We start from the raw sequence: 14,187 nt of genomic DNA on the forward strand, positions 1-14,187 counted from the left end.
AAAGAATTCACACGCAATATTTTGGTATGACTCTAAATGATTCCTATAATTTCTGCTGAATCAACAACCTCATACAAAAAGCTCATTTAATGATTATAAACAATGGGCATTTTTCCGATTAATTGGGGTTGCCTAGCAGCGTCATACATGAGTTTAGCGACATTTTCCCTAGATACGGACATTTTAGCTGGCTGATCGCCGAATGAATAACCGTAAGATTGCCCGTTGTATTTGATATTAGGATTAATGATTCGAACGACTGTCCAATCCAGGTTCGATTGTTTAATCAGTTCTCCTATCTTCTTCATTTCGGCATAACCATTTGGCATGAGAAGTTTAGGCAATATTCTTGGCAATATCGTCGATAAGCTTTTCTTATCGTCTTCAGATTGCAAGGCTGGCGTCGCGAGTGTAATCAACCTTTTTTTGGTGAATTTCTTCATCGCATTGACAATTCGGTTATGTCCGTCGGCGATCGGTGTACCTTTTTGTTTTCGAGACAAATCAATGCCGGGACCTAAGGTGCTTATCACGACATCAGCTTCTGAAACTGCCGTTTCAATAGCTGAAGTGTTCGTTAGTTCACCCGTTACAATGCGTAAATTCGAATGCTTTTGCTTGATTTTCTCAGGGTTTCTAACATATACCGTAACGAAATCTCCGTTTTCTAATGCAAACTGTGTTAAAAGTTGACCGATTGCACCAGTTGCCCCAAAAATAGTGATATTCATGGTCGTCTATCTCCTTTTGTTATTCAGAATGATCACAATGATTTCCTTGATCAAAAATCTTTCGTGATAACATGTGTTATTTAAGCAACGCGCGTTGTATAATTGATGATAAGATGAAAAAGAATAATAAACAATAACCAAAATAGCCAATATGTAGTTTACGCAACACTTCTATATGTATTGTCGTTTTTAGACAAGATGATGAACCCTAAAAGGAGAAGAAAAAATGATTATGCCAAAAAAAGATCCGAGAATCCTTCGTACAAGACAGTTGATTGTAGACTCTTTTCTTTCGTTAGCTAGTGAAAAAGATTTCAACCATATAACGGTACGTGATATCACAGAAAAGGCTACTATTAACCGGGCTACATTTTATGCGCACTTTGACGATAAATTTGATTTGTTACATTCTACAATCACCAATACATTTACAGACAAATTGAAAAAAAGACTCAATGATCACGATGGATTCAATGAAAAAGTCATTGCAAATATTTTTGTGTGATCACCATAAAGAGATAAGCGACCTATGTCCCAAAGGTTATCATTCTTTAGGAACTATTATCGAAAGTAAAATTAAAGAGGAGTTACAGAAACTAATAGCTGATCTTATGCTAAAAGGAACTAACAACATCATCGAATTAGAGGATAAACAAATGGTAACAACCCTATCTACTATGCTAAGTTGGGGGATATACGGAGCTGCATACACATGGAATAAGGATGGAAGACTTATTTCATCAGAAGAGCTAGTGACTAAGACACTGCCTATCTTTAGAAATGGTATGAGTCAGTATTTTCTTTAATGAAATGATGTTAACAATCTGCTTGAGCCGGCAGTGCTATAACACAGAAATGGTATGGATTTAAATAATGGGGTATTTGGAGGAGTGCAAGAGGTCAATTAGGCAGGCTCGATTTGTTGTTGCTTAAATGACTGGTGATAAAGAGTCTGCTGAAACGTGTAGCACTAAAGTTATAAAGCTTACTTTAAATAGTGGGATTCTTATACGACTATTGTTTATCAGATCATACAATGGATCTACATTTACCTTCTTGTACAAGTCTATCCTTTTGTTTGTCTAAATCTCACCTCTTTCAAATTTCAAAACTTCTACGACCTTCTCAAGAAATTAAATCGGTCGTAGAAGATGGGCCTTATTTGTTGTACTGTAAATCAAATATTCTGGGATATTTCTTTTAAAAATTGCTTTCTCTTTTCATCTGTTGTTAAGTTCACTCTAGAAAAATGAATCCATTTCGTGGATTCATTTTTCAATCCCAAATCAGCTAGTGTTCTGTTAATAAAAACGCTTTGAATGGCATTTCCAGCTTCCGATTCAATATAATCCTTATCTGTTGTAGATGTTGAGATCACGGTTGTTTTTTTTATATTTGTCAATAAACCTTTCAAAGCACCAGTGTGTTGATCTTCCGTAAATGCGAAACCCCTTAACATCACTTTATCAATAAATCCTTTTAAAATAGCAGGTAAATCCCACCACCAGACAGGGAATATAAATACCAATTCTGTTGACTGTTTTAATTTTTCTTGATAATCCTTCACTAATGGATAAGGCGTTTCTCCTTTATGAAAATGTTTTAATTCTTCAGCTGTAAAAACAGGATTAAATCCATCTTTATATAAATCGATCACTTGAAACGGTTCTTTCTTTGTTTCTAATTTTTCTGTTATGGAAGTCAAAATGGCATGATTATAACTTCCATCCCAAGGATGTGCATAGACAATCGTTTTCATTATTCATTCACCCTTCTTCTGAGTTTTGCATCATTTTTTGATGTACATTCATTTTATTGTGTGCTATAACATACTACAAGTACGGTAATCAAAGTGCGATACTAACCCAAAGGAGAGTATAAAATGAATGAGGAGTCCTTCCAGACGAAAGCTGAGCTAAAAGATACTGGTTTTGGGTATACTTTGTCATTAATTGGTGGGAAATATAAAATGCCAGTTCTGTATGCTTTATATTCAAACGATGGTGCTGTTCGCTATAATCAGCTGAAACGTAAGCTCGGAACGATTTCTTTTAAAACATTAACCAATACACTAAAAGAGCTTGAAGCGGATCACTTAATTCATCGTAAAGAATATCCCCAAGTGCCTCCAAAAGTAGAATATAGTTTATCTGAAAAGGGTTTATCACTGATGCCTGTATTAGATGAGATATGTTATTGGGGAGAGGAACAAATGAAAAATAATTAGGTAGAGTGGAAAGAAAGCTACTACGGTTTAAACATACTTTCTAAAGTAGCTTTCTTCTCATCTTATATCAATCCGATTGGCTCATTTTGTTGATGCGCTAACTCCATTCCTTCTGCCAGATAGAGAGCGTTCTTTTTATCTATATCATCATCAGGCCAATTGTGAATCAGTTGACGTAATCTAACTGCAACGGTCTTACAAACATCTGGCATTAAGTAACTATCAGAATCCGAAAGATTCAGCAAAGGAATGATGTCATCTGTAAAGTTTTCAAAGGGTGTGTCCCCGCCAAATCCCTCCATTTCATCTAAATTCATTTCGCAAATATTACTCCTGATTGAACCTATAATAGGACAACGAGGCACGCAACGCTCTATTCTACCAGAGTCCTAAGGTTATTTTGATTTAATCCCTGCCCCACAAAGAGGTATGATAATGGTTTCTTCTGATTCCTTTTGATATTTCATGTAGCCAGCAAAATTGATGGCAGATGTCACTTCGACATAAAATCCTTTCTGACTGAGTTTAGAGCGTGCATGTATAATTTCTTCTTCTTCAATATCAATAAACGTACCATTCGTCTTGTATACAGCTTCTAAAATTTGTTTAGAACGCGCTGGGGCAGCAATAGCGATCCCTTCTGCTACAGTCCCTTTATTTGTCACAGGCGTTGCTGATTCCTCCGCATGTTGAAAAGCTTTCACAAGTGGTGCGCAGTTCTTTGCTTGTACGGCAATAATTTTCGGTATTTTATGAACGAGACCATTTTCGAATAACTCTCTAAAGCCATAATACGCACCGAGCAGCAGAGTGCCGTTTCCAACCGGAATGATTAAAGCATCCGGTGCTCCTTTTAGTTGCTCATAGATTTCATAGGCGTATGTTTTTGTACCTTCGAAAAAATAAGGGTTATAGACATGGCTTGCATAAAAAACGTTTTCCTCGTCTACTGCCTTTTGGGCCGCAGCTGCGATGTCCTCTCGTGTACCATGAATTTCTTTAATCGTTGCTCCGTGGGCTTTTATTTGAGCGACTTTTTTAGGTGATGTTTGATCACTTAGATAGATGTCACAGGCAATACCACAACGCGCCGCATACGCAGCAATTGCCGTTCCTGCATTCCCGCTGCTATCAGCAATGACTTTTGTTACCCCTAATTCCTTAGCTTTTGTCATTAACACAGCTGCTCCACGGTCTTTAAATGATAGTGTCGGCATCATATAATCAACTTTTACATAAGTGTTTGGCTCATTAGGATCTAGAACGATTAAAGGAGATTGGCCCTCGCCCATTGTCACAGTTTCCCACGTCTTAGAACCTTTTGGAAATGGCATGGTTTCAACATAACGCCATAATGAATTTGGATAGTGATCCCAAGCTGTGACGTCTATTTTCGGGGTATCTTTCACTAGATTTAATACTCCACCACAATCACATTTCCATAGAGTTGGTGTCATCTCATATTTTTTCCCGCAATGGTTACAACTTAATTGATTCATTCTTCATCTGCCCCTTTGAATATTTTTTTATACAAAATATAATTTTTTATATAGGGTGGTCAAAAAAATATTCTAAATATATGCAATGGCATCCATTTCAATTTTGAAACCAAAATGTAATTCATTCGTTGGTACAATCGTACGAGCTGGTTTATGTTCACCGAAAAATTCGGTATAAACCGCATCTACTTTGTCCCATAATTCAATATCTGAAATGTATAATGTCATGCGCAAAATCTTTTCTTTTTGACTTCCAGCAGCCTCTACAATCATCTCTACATTCTTAAGCGCTTGTAATGTCTCTTTTTCAATGGGGCCGAACTCTTTTTCTGTCGTTTCAGGATTGATGGCAAATTGTCCTGACACATAGACCGTGTTTTGATGAATGGTTGCGAATGCATAGTGTCCGTTTGATTTTAGATTTCCTACCTCGAGTATGCTTTCCATTTTGACACTCCTTACCTCGATTTATTTTTGATTTCATCCAAATAGCTATAGACGGTTACTTTGGAAATACCTAACATAGATGCGACCTTCTCAACAGATCCTTTCATTAAAAAAATGCCCTTTTCATCCATAAATTTGATTAGTTCAATTTTTTCATGACGTTTCATGACTGGGTGAACACTGTTTTGAATGATTTGTTGAATCAATTGATTTACTATTTCTTCCACATTTTCAAGATCATCATTTGATGTTGTTTCTTTCTCTTGAGCTTCCACCTGTGTAGTAAGAAAAGTATCCATAAATTGCTGCATTTGATTCAGTGCTTCAACATCAAAATTGATACAGAAAGCACCGATCACTTTTTGCTTTGAATCACGTATTAATGAAGTCGAAGAACGAATCGTACGCTTATCTTCTGTTACAAATGTATAACCAGCCAGATAATCTTCTTTAAAATCTTCTGATTGTAATACAGTCTTTACTAGATGATCAAATGATTGGCCGATTTCTCTTCCTGTCACATGGTTATTTACTGTAAACATGACAGATGCTTGAGGATTCGTTAAATCATGAATCACCACTTCACAATTTGGTCCAAACATTTTTGCAGTAGATTTTGCTAAAGGAATATAACTCTCTAATAACTTTTTAATATGTTCCATGCCTAAGCACCTCATTTTTTTATTCCACTAGATTATATAATTTTTTATATATAAAAACAATATATAGATTTATTTATATATTGTAATGCTCACAAGATCACAAATATGAAAATCACCACATAAAAAAAGCAGCCATTGACTGCTTTTTGCTAATGCTCCTTTCTAATTGTCTTCCTGCTGGATTCCATACAAAATAACGTCAATTCCCCATCGGAACCGTTCCATTGATACGGTATCACCTGCAAACATTTCTTCTTTTACACGATGAATGAAAGGAAACTGCATTTTGTCTGCTTGAAGAAATGCTTTTTTTGTGTCTGAAATCTGTGAAGAGCCTTGTTTCTTCCAAGAGACCTTTTCGTAAGCTACAGAAGATACGTATAACAGCAATAGGTCTACTCCCCATGCTGCGGATGTAGATTTGATCCCGCCTTCATGCAATGCAGCCAGAATACGTTCGGTCAACTGAAGAAAGTTCGTTCCTTGTGGAATGGTGGAAAGAGAAATTTCAGCGAGACCCGGTTTTTCGAATAGCAGTAGGAAATAAGTATGCAATATGTCGAATAACTGTTCTTTCCATGTGCCATCCTCTGAATCTGGATAAACCATTTGTCCGAGACCATAATCCAAAACGAAAGCACTGAGTTCTTGAACATTGTTCACGTAGACATACAAGGATGCAGGTCCCGTATCCAATGCTTTAGCCACCTTACGCATACTCATGCCCTCTATTCCTTGCTCCTTAAGAAGCTCATAGGCTGTTTTCACAATCAGCTCACGGCTTAAGGGTTCTTTAGCCGGCCGAGACCGGCGACTGATCATACGACGATTTGAATTGTTCATACTCTCTTTATAACATGTCGAAGTAAAATAGTAAATTGAGCATCAATCATCATCCTTTTGAAAAGAATTCATCATATCTGCAAGCTTGACCGCAGCGTCTTTTGAAAAACACAGTTTTAAACTATTCTCCGATTCATGCGCTTTTTCCGATGAATATTCATACATCATGTCTTCATATTCTTCAATCGCCTTTTCAATATGATGAGGATGTCGGACAATAGCAAGTGCTAGCTCCCTTGCATCAAACATCGCCATGTTCACACCCTCGCCTGCGAATGGCGACATGACGTGAGCTGCATCACCGATAAGCGTTACTCCTTTATGACGATTCCATTTAAAACCGGTAGGAAGCGTATAGATCCGCCTTGGAATGATGGCATCTTCTGCATAACGAATATAGTTTTTCAGCTGATCATCCCAATCACTAAATAACGCTAATAATTGTTCTTTTGCTTCTTTCGCTTGATGAAACGGTATACCACAAGTCTCGATCCAATTGCGTTCTACCATGAAGCTTGCGTACACTTTGATTCGGCCATCTCCGTTTAACTGCCCAATCAGTCCTTTGTGGTCTGCCAAAGCAAACATCTTACCTCGTTTATTAAATTCAGCTAAATCAGGGTGGTTCTCCTCTACGCTTATGACATTCAGTTCTAGCATCGTGAGCCCAGAGTATTCAATCTCAATATCTGTTAACAGAGGACGCACACGAGAAAAAGCACCATCAGCCCCAATCAAAAGGTCAACTGTTTCGACAACTCCGTTTTCAAAATGAAGCTCGGTCATACCACTTTCTAATGAAACGCATCTTTCTAGTTTATATCCATATTTGATGGTTTCAGCATCAATTTGTTCTAATAGTAGTTCACATAACACACCACGATCAATTTCCGGGCGAGTACCTATTTGATCTGATTCCGTTTCTTCATCTAAATAAATTCTTCCTGATTTATCAAGTAATCGGAAATCTTCCCCTTCATAGCGAGCATTCTTTTGAAATTTCTTATAAACTCCTGCTTCTTTTAAGGCTTTTTGACCTGTTTCTTCGTGAATATCCAGTGAGCCCCCTCGTTCAAGGCTCTTGTCATGCATCTCCCGTTCATAGATGGTTGTTTGTATACCGTAATTTTGCAAAATTAAGGCGAGTGTTAGTCCCCCAGGTCCTCCTCCAATGATAGCGATTTGCTTTTGATTCTTAGATAATGACGTCATCTTCTGCATCTCCTCATCCTTTTATGGAAAGCGTTTTAAATTTCATTTCATTTATATTATAACGAACACCGTTCGTAAAGAACAGTGTTCGTTTAAAATTGTTTGTTGTACGATTGTGTTTTCATGAAAAAAACAATCGCCTACCATCATATGATACACTCCATTTAGGACGGTTAAAGGTTGTCGAATCATAACAATGATACTTAGATCAGTAGGTCTCCATTGTTCTCACTCTAAGTGTAAGAGGTGTTTCTATGAATAAATTATTGGCCATGTTGATATTAGGATTAAGCTTTAGTGGTGCTGCGCTCATTCTTTCAGTCCCTTTGTTATTCAAACCGAAACCGGGACAATTTGAGCTGGTGTTTGCTGCTGGATCAGCGGGCGCTTTCGTAGTATTCGCTGTCTCATGCCTAGTTCTTCGAAAACGATTCAATCGCTAAAAAACCTAAACAAATACCCATTGTTTATGACGGTGGATTTTGTTTAGGTTTTTGTGATTTACCTTAGTGTTCAGTCAAAGAATGTATACAAGCTGACCCCGATAGGGAATCTACTTATTCAAAACAAAAGAAACCGCTGAAACATATCACGATATGCACGCTAAACGAATCACTAGCTTTGGCATAACAGACATCAATGCGAAAATCTTTAATATGAATTCTGACATTCCTCATATCACAAAAGGTCCATTAAACGCATATCGTTTTGTGATATAATCTTGAGTCAAAGACAAGCGCTAAGAGAAAATGAACTGGCTGAATGGACATCATGATTGTGAAAAATTCTGAAGAAATGATGGGGTGATAGCGATGAGAAGACTTGAGTCTGGTATATCAGTAGACAACGAAACATTTTCTGATGTTGCCAGGTATGAAAACGAAACAATCAGCAGAATGACGATCATCAACTCAAATGTTCATTCTCCTATTTTTTGGAGCTGTCACTTGGATCATCTTGTATTTGATACGTGTGATCTGACGAATGCGAGATTTTTTGCCGGTAGTACGATTGATCATTGTACTTTTAGTCATTCAGACTTGCGCTCTGTGGGCATTGGCAATAACGAAGCCGTCTTCACCAATTGCGAATTTTCTTCCTGCGATATGAGGGGAATGACATTGGAGAATGCTACGTTTATCGATTGTACTTTCTCTAATTGTAGATTCAATGACCGTGGTTTACAGGCAGCGAACATCGTCAATTGTACCTTTGCTGGTAAGCTAATAGATATAACGTTTGAGGGAAATGGCAAACAAAAGCTGATCGCCAATTTTGAAAACTGCACCCTTGATGGTGTTCGTTTTATAGGCTGTGACCTAGCGGCATGTATTCCGCCAGCATCCAAACACCATTTATATGTTGAACATGTATCTGCACGTGTGAAAAAGGCTTTAGAGAAGGTAGATGATGATCTTACTCTTTCTGACGATGATCGGAAAATACTAGTGCGGAGTCTGCGGAAGCTTGAACAAATGGAACAGTATATTTTTAACACGAAATATATGGAGAACATACATGGGGCCGCTTTTGTTGAACGCTTTTTCAGTCATCTTGGATGTAGCAAGGATCACATGTAACGTTTGCTACATCCCTTTTCCTATTTTATCTTTATGTGGTACATCAGTTTCGAGTATATTTGAGCGGAATGAGTTCTTCGATTTTCACCTTGACCAGCTCCCCATCCATATCAAGAATGACAAAACATGTTGGCCCAAAGTCTGAAATGAGCTCTCGGCAGATGCCGCAAGGGCTGACTACCCTGATTCTTCTATCTTCTTCATCTGAATAAGGGTGTCTCACTGCAACAATTGTATCAAAATCTTTGTATCCATTCGATAAAGCGCTGCCAATCGCAATGGCTTCTGCACAAACAGTTACCCGTCCGATGTAGGCTTCTATATGGACAGCTGATATGATTTCTCCTGTTTTCATGCGGATCGCTGCCCCTACATGATGCTTGTCATCTTCATAAAGACTGGTAATCTTCTTTTTTGCTTCGTCTATTAATTCGATATCTTCTTGTGATAGATCAAACGTTTTCATTGCGTTCCCCTTTCGCCTCACTGCTCGTATGTATTATACCAAACATGAGGTGATGAACTGAACTTCACTCTCCTTTACTAACCAGCCAAAAGACCGTTTAATCTGTAGTGAATTGCCATTCTGAATGTATTTCATATTCAATTGAAAAAGGCTGCTTTCAAGTAAGCAGCCTTTTCGCCTATTTACACCAGAACATGTATCCTTTCTAGGTGTGAACTGAATCCCTAACGATTGATCACTTGAATGATTTTCTTCAGAGCATCTGCCGCTTCAGGAATTGGCATGACAACAAACACATGTAGCATTTCAGGATAAACAAAGGTTTTGATGTCCATTCCTTGTTCTGATAGTTTTTCATCAAGTTTTATGGCATCTGGATATAACATATCATGTGTTCCGATAAAATGAGTGATCTTCCCGAGCCCTTTAAAGTCACCGTAAATGGGACTAATCAATGGGTCTGTGAGACTTTGATCAGCTGCCCACATTTTTGTGATGACTTCCATTCCTTCATGACCTAGAATCGGATCCTTTTTTGCGTATTCAAATATGAGAGGGTTGCTCATGCTCATATCCACACACGCAGATAGTAACACGATATCCTTCGGCTGCGGCAGATCCTCTTTCTTTAAAAGGTGCGCAAGACCAAGTGAGATGTTTCCTCCAGCTGAATCTCCCATGATCGTCAATTGATTGGCACTTCCGGCAGTTTTCAGAAGGTCTTTATATAGGTTAAGCATTTTCGGATACGTATCCTGGTTGCTATAATGAGGTACTTTTGGGTAAATAGGAGCGACTACTTTCGCACCTAGTGATTGCGCCATTTTATCCATAAACCACCAATGGACATTCAAAGGCTGATTTGTCCACGCACCACCATGTAGATAGAGAATGGTTTTTTGATTTTGTGATGCTTGTTCATTCAATGTGAAAACTTGCATGCCTTCGAATGTCTGCTCTTGTACCTCACTGATTAACTTCACATCATCCCCAATGGCATAAGGCTGCGTATTTTCAATTCCTTTTTGCTCAAGAAATTTTTTTGTCTGTTCGATACTGGAAAAACTCTCTTTATTACTTTGCGAAGCGAATAATGTTTCAAATTGAATACTTTCTTTAGAACGTTCACCATGATACATTTCTACACTCATTTTTTTCTCTCCTTCACTCAATAGGTTTATTGATCATCCTGCTTTGGAACACGAAATGATTCCAGGTAGACTTGTACTTTTTTTTCAGGGGTTTTTAATAAGTTAGATAAAAGGTCTTGAATGAGACGAAGGCTTTTAATTTTTTTTTCAATTTCTTCATGTTTAAGATGGACAATTTGTCTTAGGGTATCAAGGTCTATGTCTTGACTTAGCATTTCCATAATTTCAGCTATTTCCTTTAATGAATAACCGAGCGTTTTCGCATCTTTGATCAATTGAATTTTCACAACATAGTCGTCTGTATAGAATCTGTAACCGTTTGAACGTCGTCTTGGAGCAGGTAATATGTTGTGCTCTTCATAGTAACGAATTGCGGCAGGACTCACTCCTGTTTTTTTGGCAAGTTCTCCTCTAGTCATCAACTCCATCGTTACTCCTTTTTTATTATTTTGTTTTACTATATGTACATTATAAAGGTTGAACTATACTTCAAGGTCAAGGTGAAACATTTTTCGGCTAACTTTTGTTATCAAATGATTGTAGCGAAGAGGTCTCTAGCTTGAACATCCGGGTAGAACATCTTCAAATGGTTCGATTTTACTGATTGTAGATTCAGAGGGGGTGAAGTCAACTTTTTTTCTGAAAAAATAAATGGAAATATCGATCATCATTTTAAGGTTTAACATATTTAAGGTTGCTGTAAGGTTCGGATTAATACGAGTTAAGGTTGAGGTTGTACAATGAGTTTGTAAGGAATTGAGGGATGAGTCAAATGGGTCCCCTCTTCTAAATCAATCATAGAGGTGAAAAGCTTTGAGAGAAAATAAAATTTTGTCTTCATTATGTTACTTCAGCATCTTTTTTGCACCGTTTCTGTTTCCGATTATCGTCTACTTCTTAGGAAAGGATGAAGTAAAGTATCATGCGAAAAAGTCACTATGGACGCATGTTATTCCTTATTTGATTTTCGGTCTTGGGATTGCCGGTTCAGGTTTACTTGGCATGAACGATATCAGTCATGCTGGTCCGTTCTTAATTGCAACGTATGCTGTGACATTCCTTGTGGCGATCTACTTCTTCATTTGGAACATTGTGAAAGGCATTAAAGTGTTTTCAGAATAATAGATGGAAAAACGGTTCTGTGATGAAGCAGAACCGTTTCTTTGTGTGTCCGCTCAAGCGGGTAATTGGATATCAATCGTTGTTCCTTCTCCTATCATACTTTGTATTGTAATATCTCCCCCGTGTTTTTGGATGATATCTTTTGCAATCGCCATTCCAAGACCTGAGCCTGCATGTGTCCCTCCTGTATTCGTCCCTCTATAGTAGCGGTCAAACACTTTTTCTAGTTCTGCCTCTTCAATTCCTTTGCCGTTGTCTTGAATGGTGATGTGGGTATGTTCTTTTTGTTCAAGCTGTACAATGATTTTCACATCAGCATCATTGTGAACAAGGGCATTTAAAATGAGATTGGTGACCGCTCTTCGTATGAGGATCGTATCAATATTCAGCATGAGCTTGTCTACATTCGTTTGTAGCTCAATGGTCTGATCTGCATATCTCGAATCGTTGAGGATATCAATTAACGTTTCACGCAGCAAGGGTACAATGTTCACAAGCTCTTTATGCAACATCACGTCGTTATTTTTCAGCCTTGTTGTTAAATTTAGATCCTCCATCACATCTTTGATGTACAGTGATTTATTCTCAATGATGTCAGCGTAATGTCTGATATCTTGTTCTGAAAGAGAATAATTTGGATCTTTCATGATTTCTGCATAGCCTTGAATAGAGGATAATGGTGTTTTAATATCATGAGAAATATGACTGATCCACTCTTCCCGCATTTGCTCTAATTTGTCTTTTTCTTTTTGACTTGAAGCGAGCTGCTCGGATAAGTGATTGACATTATAAAACACATCTTTATATATTCCCTTAGTTGGCAGATTCGTCGTATAATCTCCGTTTGCGAGCCGCTGGATGCCGTAAATGGCACGGCCGAGCGGTTTGATGAGTTGCCGGCTGAATAAGTATCCAATGAATAAGGCAATGATGGCATCAATCGATAATAAAATCATCGTCCCGATATTGAATTGCGATATTAATTCTTTCGTATCAAAAGAAAATAAATATTTTCCGATGGAAGGGTCCTTAAATCCGATGAAGTAGCTGTATTCCTTACCCTTTCCATTTTTCCCCCCAGCATAGATCGTCGACATCAATTGCTTATCTTTATATTTATGTAAGTTTACAATTTCTATAGGTGTGTATTTGCTCTTTAAGCCTTTAGGTGCTAATGCATGATAGACGTCTTGTCCATTATCGTCTAATATTTGAATCCACGCATTTTGTTGTTTTAAGGCTTGCTGTCCTTCTTTACTCACAGTGATATTTTGATCAGACAAGGTGATGTATTGTTCAAATGTTCTTGTGAAGGTTTCCGGCGTATTTCCTTCGTTTTGCTGACTGCTTGCTTGTAGTACAAGCCATATCATGAATCCAAATAAGTTAATAAAGACCGTGATAATGGTCACGATAATGACAGAGACCATGTATCTGCCTGTTAATCGCCATTTCATCTTTACGCATCCTTTACAACAAATTTATAGCCAAGCCCTTTGACCGTCACGAGAAATTCTGGTGTAGATGGGGAATTTTCTATTTTTTCCCGCAGTCTTCGTATATGAACCATTACCGTATTATCAGAACCGAAGAAATCCTCTCCCCAAACCGTTTGATAAAGCGTTTCTTTACTGATTACGCGATTCGGATGCTGCAAGAAATAAGTCATCAACATAAGTTCTTTCGGAGTGAGCTCAATCGCCGCTCCGTTTTTCGTCAGTTCGGCTTGCTGCTCGTTTAACTCAAATGGGCCTTTTTTGATCACGGGCTCCGCTTGAGAAGGCTGTAAGTAGGATGACCGTCTTAGCTGGGCTTTTACACGGTAGGCGACTTCTTTTGGACTGAACGGCTTTGTAATATAATCATCACCGCCAATGGCAAGTCCTACAATTTTGTCTGATTCCTCTCCTTTTGCTGATAAAAAGATAATCGGAACATGCGAGACATCTCTGATTTGTTTGCAAATATCGTAGCCTTCTCCGTCTGGCAACATAATATCCAGTATGACGAGATCTGGTTGTTCTTGATGAAATTGCGTGAGCCCATCACGGGCAGTTGAAGCTGTTAACACCTGGTCAATGCCTTCTCTTGTTAATACGGTATGGATTAATTCTAAAATTTCTTTTTCGTCATCTATAATCAATACTTTGCTTTGAACCTTTGGCATGATGATCACTCTCCTGAAGTCATTGTTATTATTATACCCAAAGTGTTGACGTCGTGAAAAATCAACTTTCTATTTACACA

At 38.0% G+C, this 14,187-nt stretch carries 20 protein-coding genes; 7 read left to right on the forward strand and 13 right to left on the reverse strand.

Going from position 1 to position 14,187, the window contains the following annotated elements; genetic code table 11:
• Positions 1–86 precede the first annotated feature (86 nt).
• Positions 87–731, reverse strand: a complete 645-nt coding sequence (locus tag NSQ17_RS09180) for an NAD(P)H-binding protein (RefSeq protein WP_342468047.1) — start codon at positions 729–731, stop codon at positions 87–89.
• A gap of 226 nt (positions 732–957) precedes the next feature.
• On the opposite strand from NSQ17_RS09180, the gene NSQ17_RS09185 reads away from it, so the two are divergent.
• Together NSQ17_RS09185 and NSQ17_RS09190 are read left to right on the forward strand one after the other, a co-directional pair.
• Positions 958–1,236, forward strand: a complete 279-nt coding sequence (locus NSQ17_RS09185) for a TetR/AcrR family transcriptional regulator (RefSeq protein ID WP_342468048.1) — start codon at positions 958–960, stop codon at positions 1,234–1,236.
• The gene (locus NSQ17_RS09190; RefSeq protein WP_342468049.1) at positions 1,205–1,537 is read left to right on the forward strand and encodes a hypothetical protein; all 333 of its coding nucleotides are present in this window, start codon (positions 1,205–1,207) and stop codon (positions 1,535–1,537) included. Before NSQ17_RS09185 ends, NSQ17_RS09190 begins: the two co-directional genes overlap by 32 nt.
• 371 nt (positions 1,538–1,908) lie before the next feature.
• On the opposite strand, the gene NSQ17_RS09195 is transcribed toward NSQ17_RS09190, so the two are convergent.
• On the reverse strand, positions 1,909–2,490 hold the full coding sequence (locus NSQ17_RS09195; RefSeq protein WP_203144357.1) for an NAD(P)H-dependent oxidoreductase: 582 nt from the start codon (positions 2,488–2,490) through the stop codon (positions 1,909–1,911).
• 123 nt (positions 2,491–2,613) lie between these two features.
• On the opposite strand from NSQ17_RS09195, the gene NSQ17_RS09200 reads away from it, so the two are divergent.
• Positions 2,614–2,958, forward strand: coding sequence for a helix-turn-helix domain-containing protein (locus NSQ17_RS09200; protein ID WP_039167768.1), 345 nt, complete (start codon positions 2,614–2,616; stop codon positions 2,956–2,958).
• Between the two features lie 62 nt (positions 2,959–3,020).
• On the opposite strand, the gene NSQ17_RS09205 is transcribed toward NSQ17_RS09200, so the two are convergent.
• The 6 genes from NSQ17_RS09205 to NSQ17_RS09230 form a co-directional block, all read right to left on the reverse strand.
• On the reverse strand, positions 3,021–3,275 hold the full coding sequence (locus tag NSQ17_RS09205; protein WP_342468050.1) for a hypothetical protein: 255 nt from the start codon (positions 3,273–3,275) through the stop codon (positions 3,021–3,023).
• A 78-nt stretch (positions 3,276–3,353) separates the two neighbouring features.
• Complete coding sequence (locus NSQ17_RS09210; RefSeq protein WP_342468051.1) at positions 3,354–4,457, reverse strand: threonine synthase; 1,104 nt, start codon at positions 4,455–4,457, stop codon at positions 3,354–3,356.
• 72 nt (positions 4,458–4,529) lie between these two features.
• Entirely contained in the window at positions 4,530–4,904 is a 375-nt protein-coding gene (locus NSQ17_RS09215) for a RidA family protein (RefSeq protein ID WP_017367342.1), read from the reverse strand.
• Positions 4,905–4,915: 11 nt separating this feature from the next.
• Positions 4,916–5,566, reverse strand: a complete 651-nt coding sequence (locus NSQ17_RS09220) for a PAS domain-containing protein (RefSeq protein ID WP_342468052.1) — start codon at positions 5,564–5,566, stop codon at positions 4,916–4,918.
• Between the two features lie 162 nt (positions 5,567–5,728).
• Entirely contained in the window at positions 5,729–6,388 is a 660-nt protein-coding gene (locus NSQ17_RS09225; protein ID WP_342468092.1) for a TetR/AcrR family transcriptional regulator, read from the reverse strand.
• Positions 6,389–6,451: 63 nt separating this feature from the next.
• Positions 6,452–7,621, reverse strand: a complete 1,170-nt coding sequence (locus NSQ17_RS09230) for an NAD(P)/FAD-dependent oxidoreductase (protein ID WP_342468053.1) — start codon at positions 7,619–7,621, stop codon at positions 6,452–6,454.
• Positions 7,622–7,875: 254 nt separating this feature from the next.
• On the opposite strand from NSQ17_RS09230, the gene NSQ17_RS09235 reads away from it, so the two are divergent.
• The 3 genes from NSQ17_RS09235 to NSQ17_RS09245 all read left to right on the forward strand — a co-directional run bounded on the left by NSQ17_RS09235 (position 7,876) and on the right by NSQ17_RS09245 (position 9,201).
• The gene (locus NSQ17_RS09235) at positions 7,876–8,064 is read left to right on the forward strand and encodes a hypothetical protein (protein WP_047946213.1); all 189 of its coding nucleotides are present in this window, start codon (positions 7,876–7,878) and stop codon (positions 8,062–8,064) included.
• Positions 8,065–8,172: 108 nt separating this feature from the next.
• Entirely contained in the window at positions 8,173–8,340 is a 168-nt protein-coding gene (locus NSQ17_RS09240) for a YdhR family protein (RefSeq protein WP_342468093.1), read from the forward strand.
• 93 nt (positions 8,341–8,433) lie between these two features.
• Positions 8,434–9,201, forward strand: coding sequence for a pentapeptide repeat-containing protein (locus NSQ17_RS09245; protein ID WP_342468054.1), 768 nt, complete (start codon positions 8,434–8,436; stop codon positions 9,199–9,201).
• 43 nt (positions 9,202–9,244) lie between these two features.
• Here the strand turns inward: NSQ17_RS09245 and NSQ17_RS09250 are convergent, their stop codons facing one another.
• From NSQ17_RS09250 to NSQ17_RS09260, 3 genes are all read right to left on the reverse strand, one after another.
• Positions 9,245–9,667 (reverse strand): cytidine deaminase, encoded by a 423-nt coding sequence (locus NSQ17_RS09250; RefSeq protein WP_178896722.1) that lies wholly within the window; start codon positions 9,665–9,667, stop codon positions 9,245–9,247.
• Positions 9,668–9,891: 224 nt separating this feature from the next.
• On the reverse strand, positions 9,892–10,818 hold the full coding sequence (locus tag NSQ17_RS09255; RefSeq protein WP_045034793.1) for an alpha/beta hydrolase: 927 nt from the start codon (positions 10,816–10,818) through the stop codon (positions 9,892–9,894).
• Positions 10,819–10,844: 26 nt separating this feature from the next.
• Positions 10,845–11,246, reverse strand: a complete 402-nt coding sequence (locus NSQ17_RS09260) for a MerR family transcriptional regulator (protein WP_217967104.1) — start codon at positions 11,244–11,246, stop codon at positions 10,845–10,847.
• Between the two features lie 385 nt (positions 11,247–11,631).
• Between NSQ17_RS09260 and NSQ17_RS09265 the strand changes: the two genes are divergently transcribed.
• Positions 11,632–11,940 carry a DUF4870 domain-containing protein gene (locus tag NSQ17_RS09265; protein WP_024719064.1) on the forward strand — a complete coding sequence of 103 codons (309 nt, stop codon included), beginning with the start codon at positions 11,632–11,634 and terminating at the stop codon, positions 11,938–11,940.
• A 53-nt stretch (positions 11,941–11,993) separates the two neighbouring features.
• On the opposite strand, the gene NSQ17_RS09270 is transcribed toward NSQ17_RS09265, so the two are convergent.
• Both NSQ17_RS09270 and NSQ17_RS09275 read right to left on the reverse strand, forming a co-directional pair.
• The gene (locus NSQ17_RS09270) at positions 11,994–13,397 is read right to left on the reverse strand and encodes a HAMP domain-containing sensor histidine kinase (RefSeq protein WP_144680424.1); all 1,404 of its coding nucleotides are present in this window, start codon (positions 13,395–13,397) and stop codon (positions 11,994–11,996) included.
• 2 nt (positions 13,398–13,399) lie between these two features.
• Positions 13,400–14,107: a response regulator transcription factor gene (locus NSQ17_RS09275; RefSeq protein ID WP_342468055.1), complete on the reverse strand. Its 708-nt coding sequence runs from the start codon at positions 14,105–14,107 to the stop codon at positions 13,400–13,402.
• Positions 14,108–14,187 lie beyond the last annotated feature (80 nt).

This window comes from Bacillus sp. FSL W8-0629, from assembly GCF_038593225.1.
Classification (GTDB): domain Bacteria; phylum Bacillota; class Bacilli; order Bacillales; family Bacillaceae; genus Bacillus; species Bacillus altitudinis.

Coding starts and splice junctions, on each gene's coding strand:
- NSQ17_RS09190 (WP_342468049.1), top strand. CDS start 1,205: ATGAAAAAGTCATTGCAAATATTTTTGTGTGATCACCATAAAGAGATA.
- NSQ17_RS09210 (WP_342468051.1), bottom strand. CDS start 4,457: ATGAATCAATTAAGTTGTAACCATTGCGGGAAAAAATATGAGATGACA.
- NSQ17_RS09255 (WP_045034793.1), bottom strand. CDS start 10,818: ATGAGTGTAGAAATGTATCATGGTGAACGTTCTAAAGAAAGTATTCAA.
- NSQ17_RS09205 (WP_342468050.1), bottom strand. CDS start 3,275: ATGAATTTAGATGAAATGGAGGGATTTGGCGGGGACACACCCTTTGAA.
- NSQ17_RS09195 (WP_203144357.1), bottom strand. CDS start 2,490: ATGAAAACGATTGTCTATGCACATCCTTGGGATGGAAGTTATAATCAT.
- NSQ17_RS09215 (WP_017367342.1), bottom strand. CDS start 4,904: ATGGAAAGCATACTCGAGGTAGGAAATCTAAAATCAAACGGACACTAT.
- NSQ17_RS09270 (WP_144680424.1), bottom strand. CDS start 13,397: ATGAAATGGCGATTAACAGGCAGATACATGGTCTCTGTCATTATCGTG.
- NSQ17_RS09250 (WP_178896722.1), bottom strand. CDS start 9,667: ATGAAAACGTTTGATCTATCACAAGAAGATATCGAATTAATAGACGAA.
- NSQ17_RS09245 (WP_342468054.1), top strand. CDS start 8,434: ATGAGAAGACTTGAGTCTGGTATATCAGTAGACAACGAAACATTTTCT.
- NSQ17_RS09275 (WP_342468055.1), bottom strand. CDS start 14,107: ATGCCAAAGGTTCAAAGCAAAGTATTGATTATAGATGACGAAAAAGAA.
- NSQ17_RS09225 (WP_342468092.1), bottom strand. CDS start 6,388: ATGATCAGTCGCCGGTCTCGGCCGGCTAAAGAACCCTTAAGCCGTGAG.
- NSQ17_RS09220 (WP_342468052.1), bottom strand. CDS start 5,566: ATGGAACATATTAAAAAGTTATTAGAGAGTTATATTCCTTTAGCAAAA.
- NSQ17_RS09230 (WP_342468053.1), bottom strand. CDS start 7,621: ATGACGTCATTATCTAAGAATCAAAAGCAAATCGCTATCATTGGAGGA.
- NSQ17_RS09260 (WP_217967104.1), bottom strand. CDS start 11,246: ATGGAGTTGATGACTAGAGGAGAACTTGCCAAAAAAACAGGAGTGAGT.
- NSQ17_RS09185 (WP_342468048.1), top strand. CDS start 958: ATGATTATGCCAAAAAAAGATCCGAGAATCCTTCGTACAAGACAGTTG.
- NSQ17_RS09180 (WP_342468047.1), bottom strand. CDS start 731: ATGAATATCACTATTTTTGGGGCAACTGGTGCAATCGGTCAACTTTTA.
- NSQ17_RS09235 (WP_047946213.1), top strand. CDS start 7,876: ATGAATAAATTATTGGCCATGTTGATATTAGGATTAAGCTTTAGTGGT.
- NSQ17_RS09200 (WP_039167768.1), top strand. CDS start 2,614: ATGAATGAGGAGTCCTTCCAGACGAAAGCTGAGCTAAAAGATACTGGT.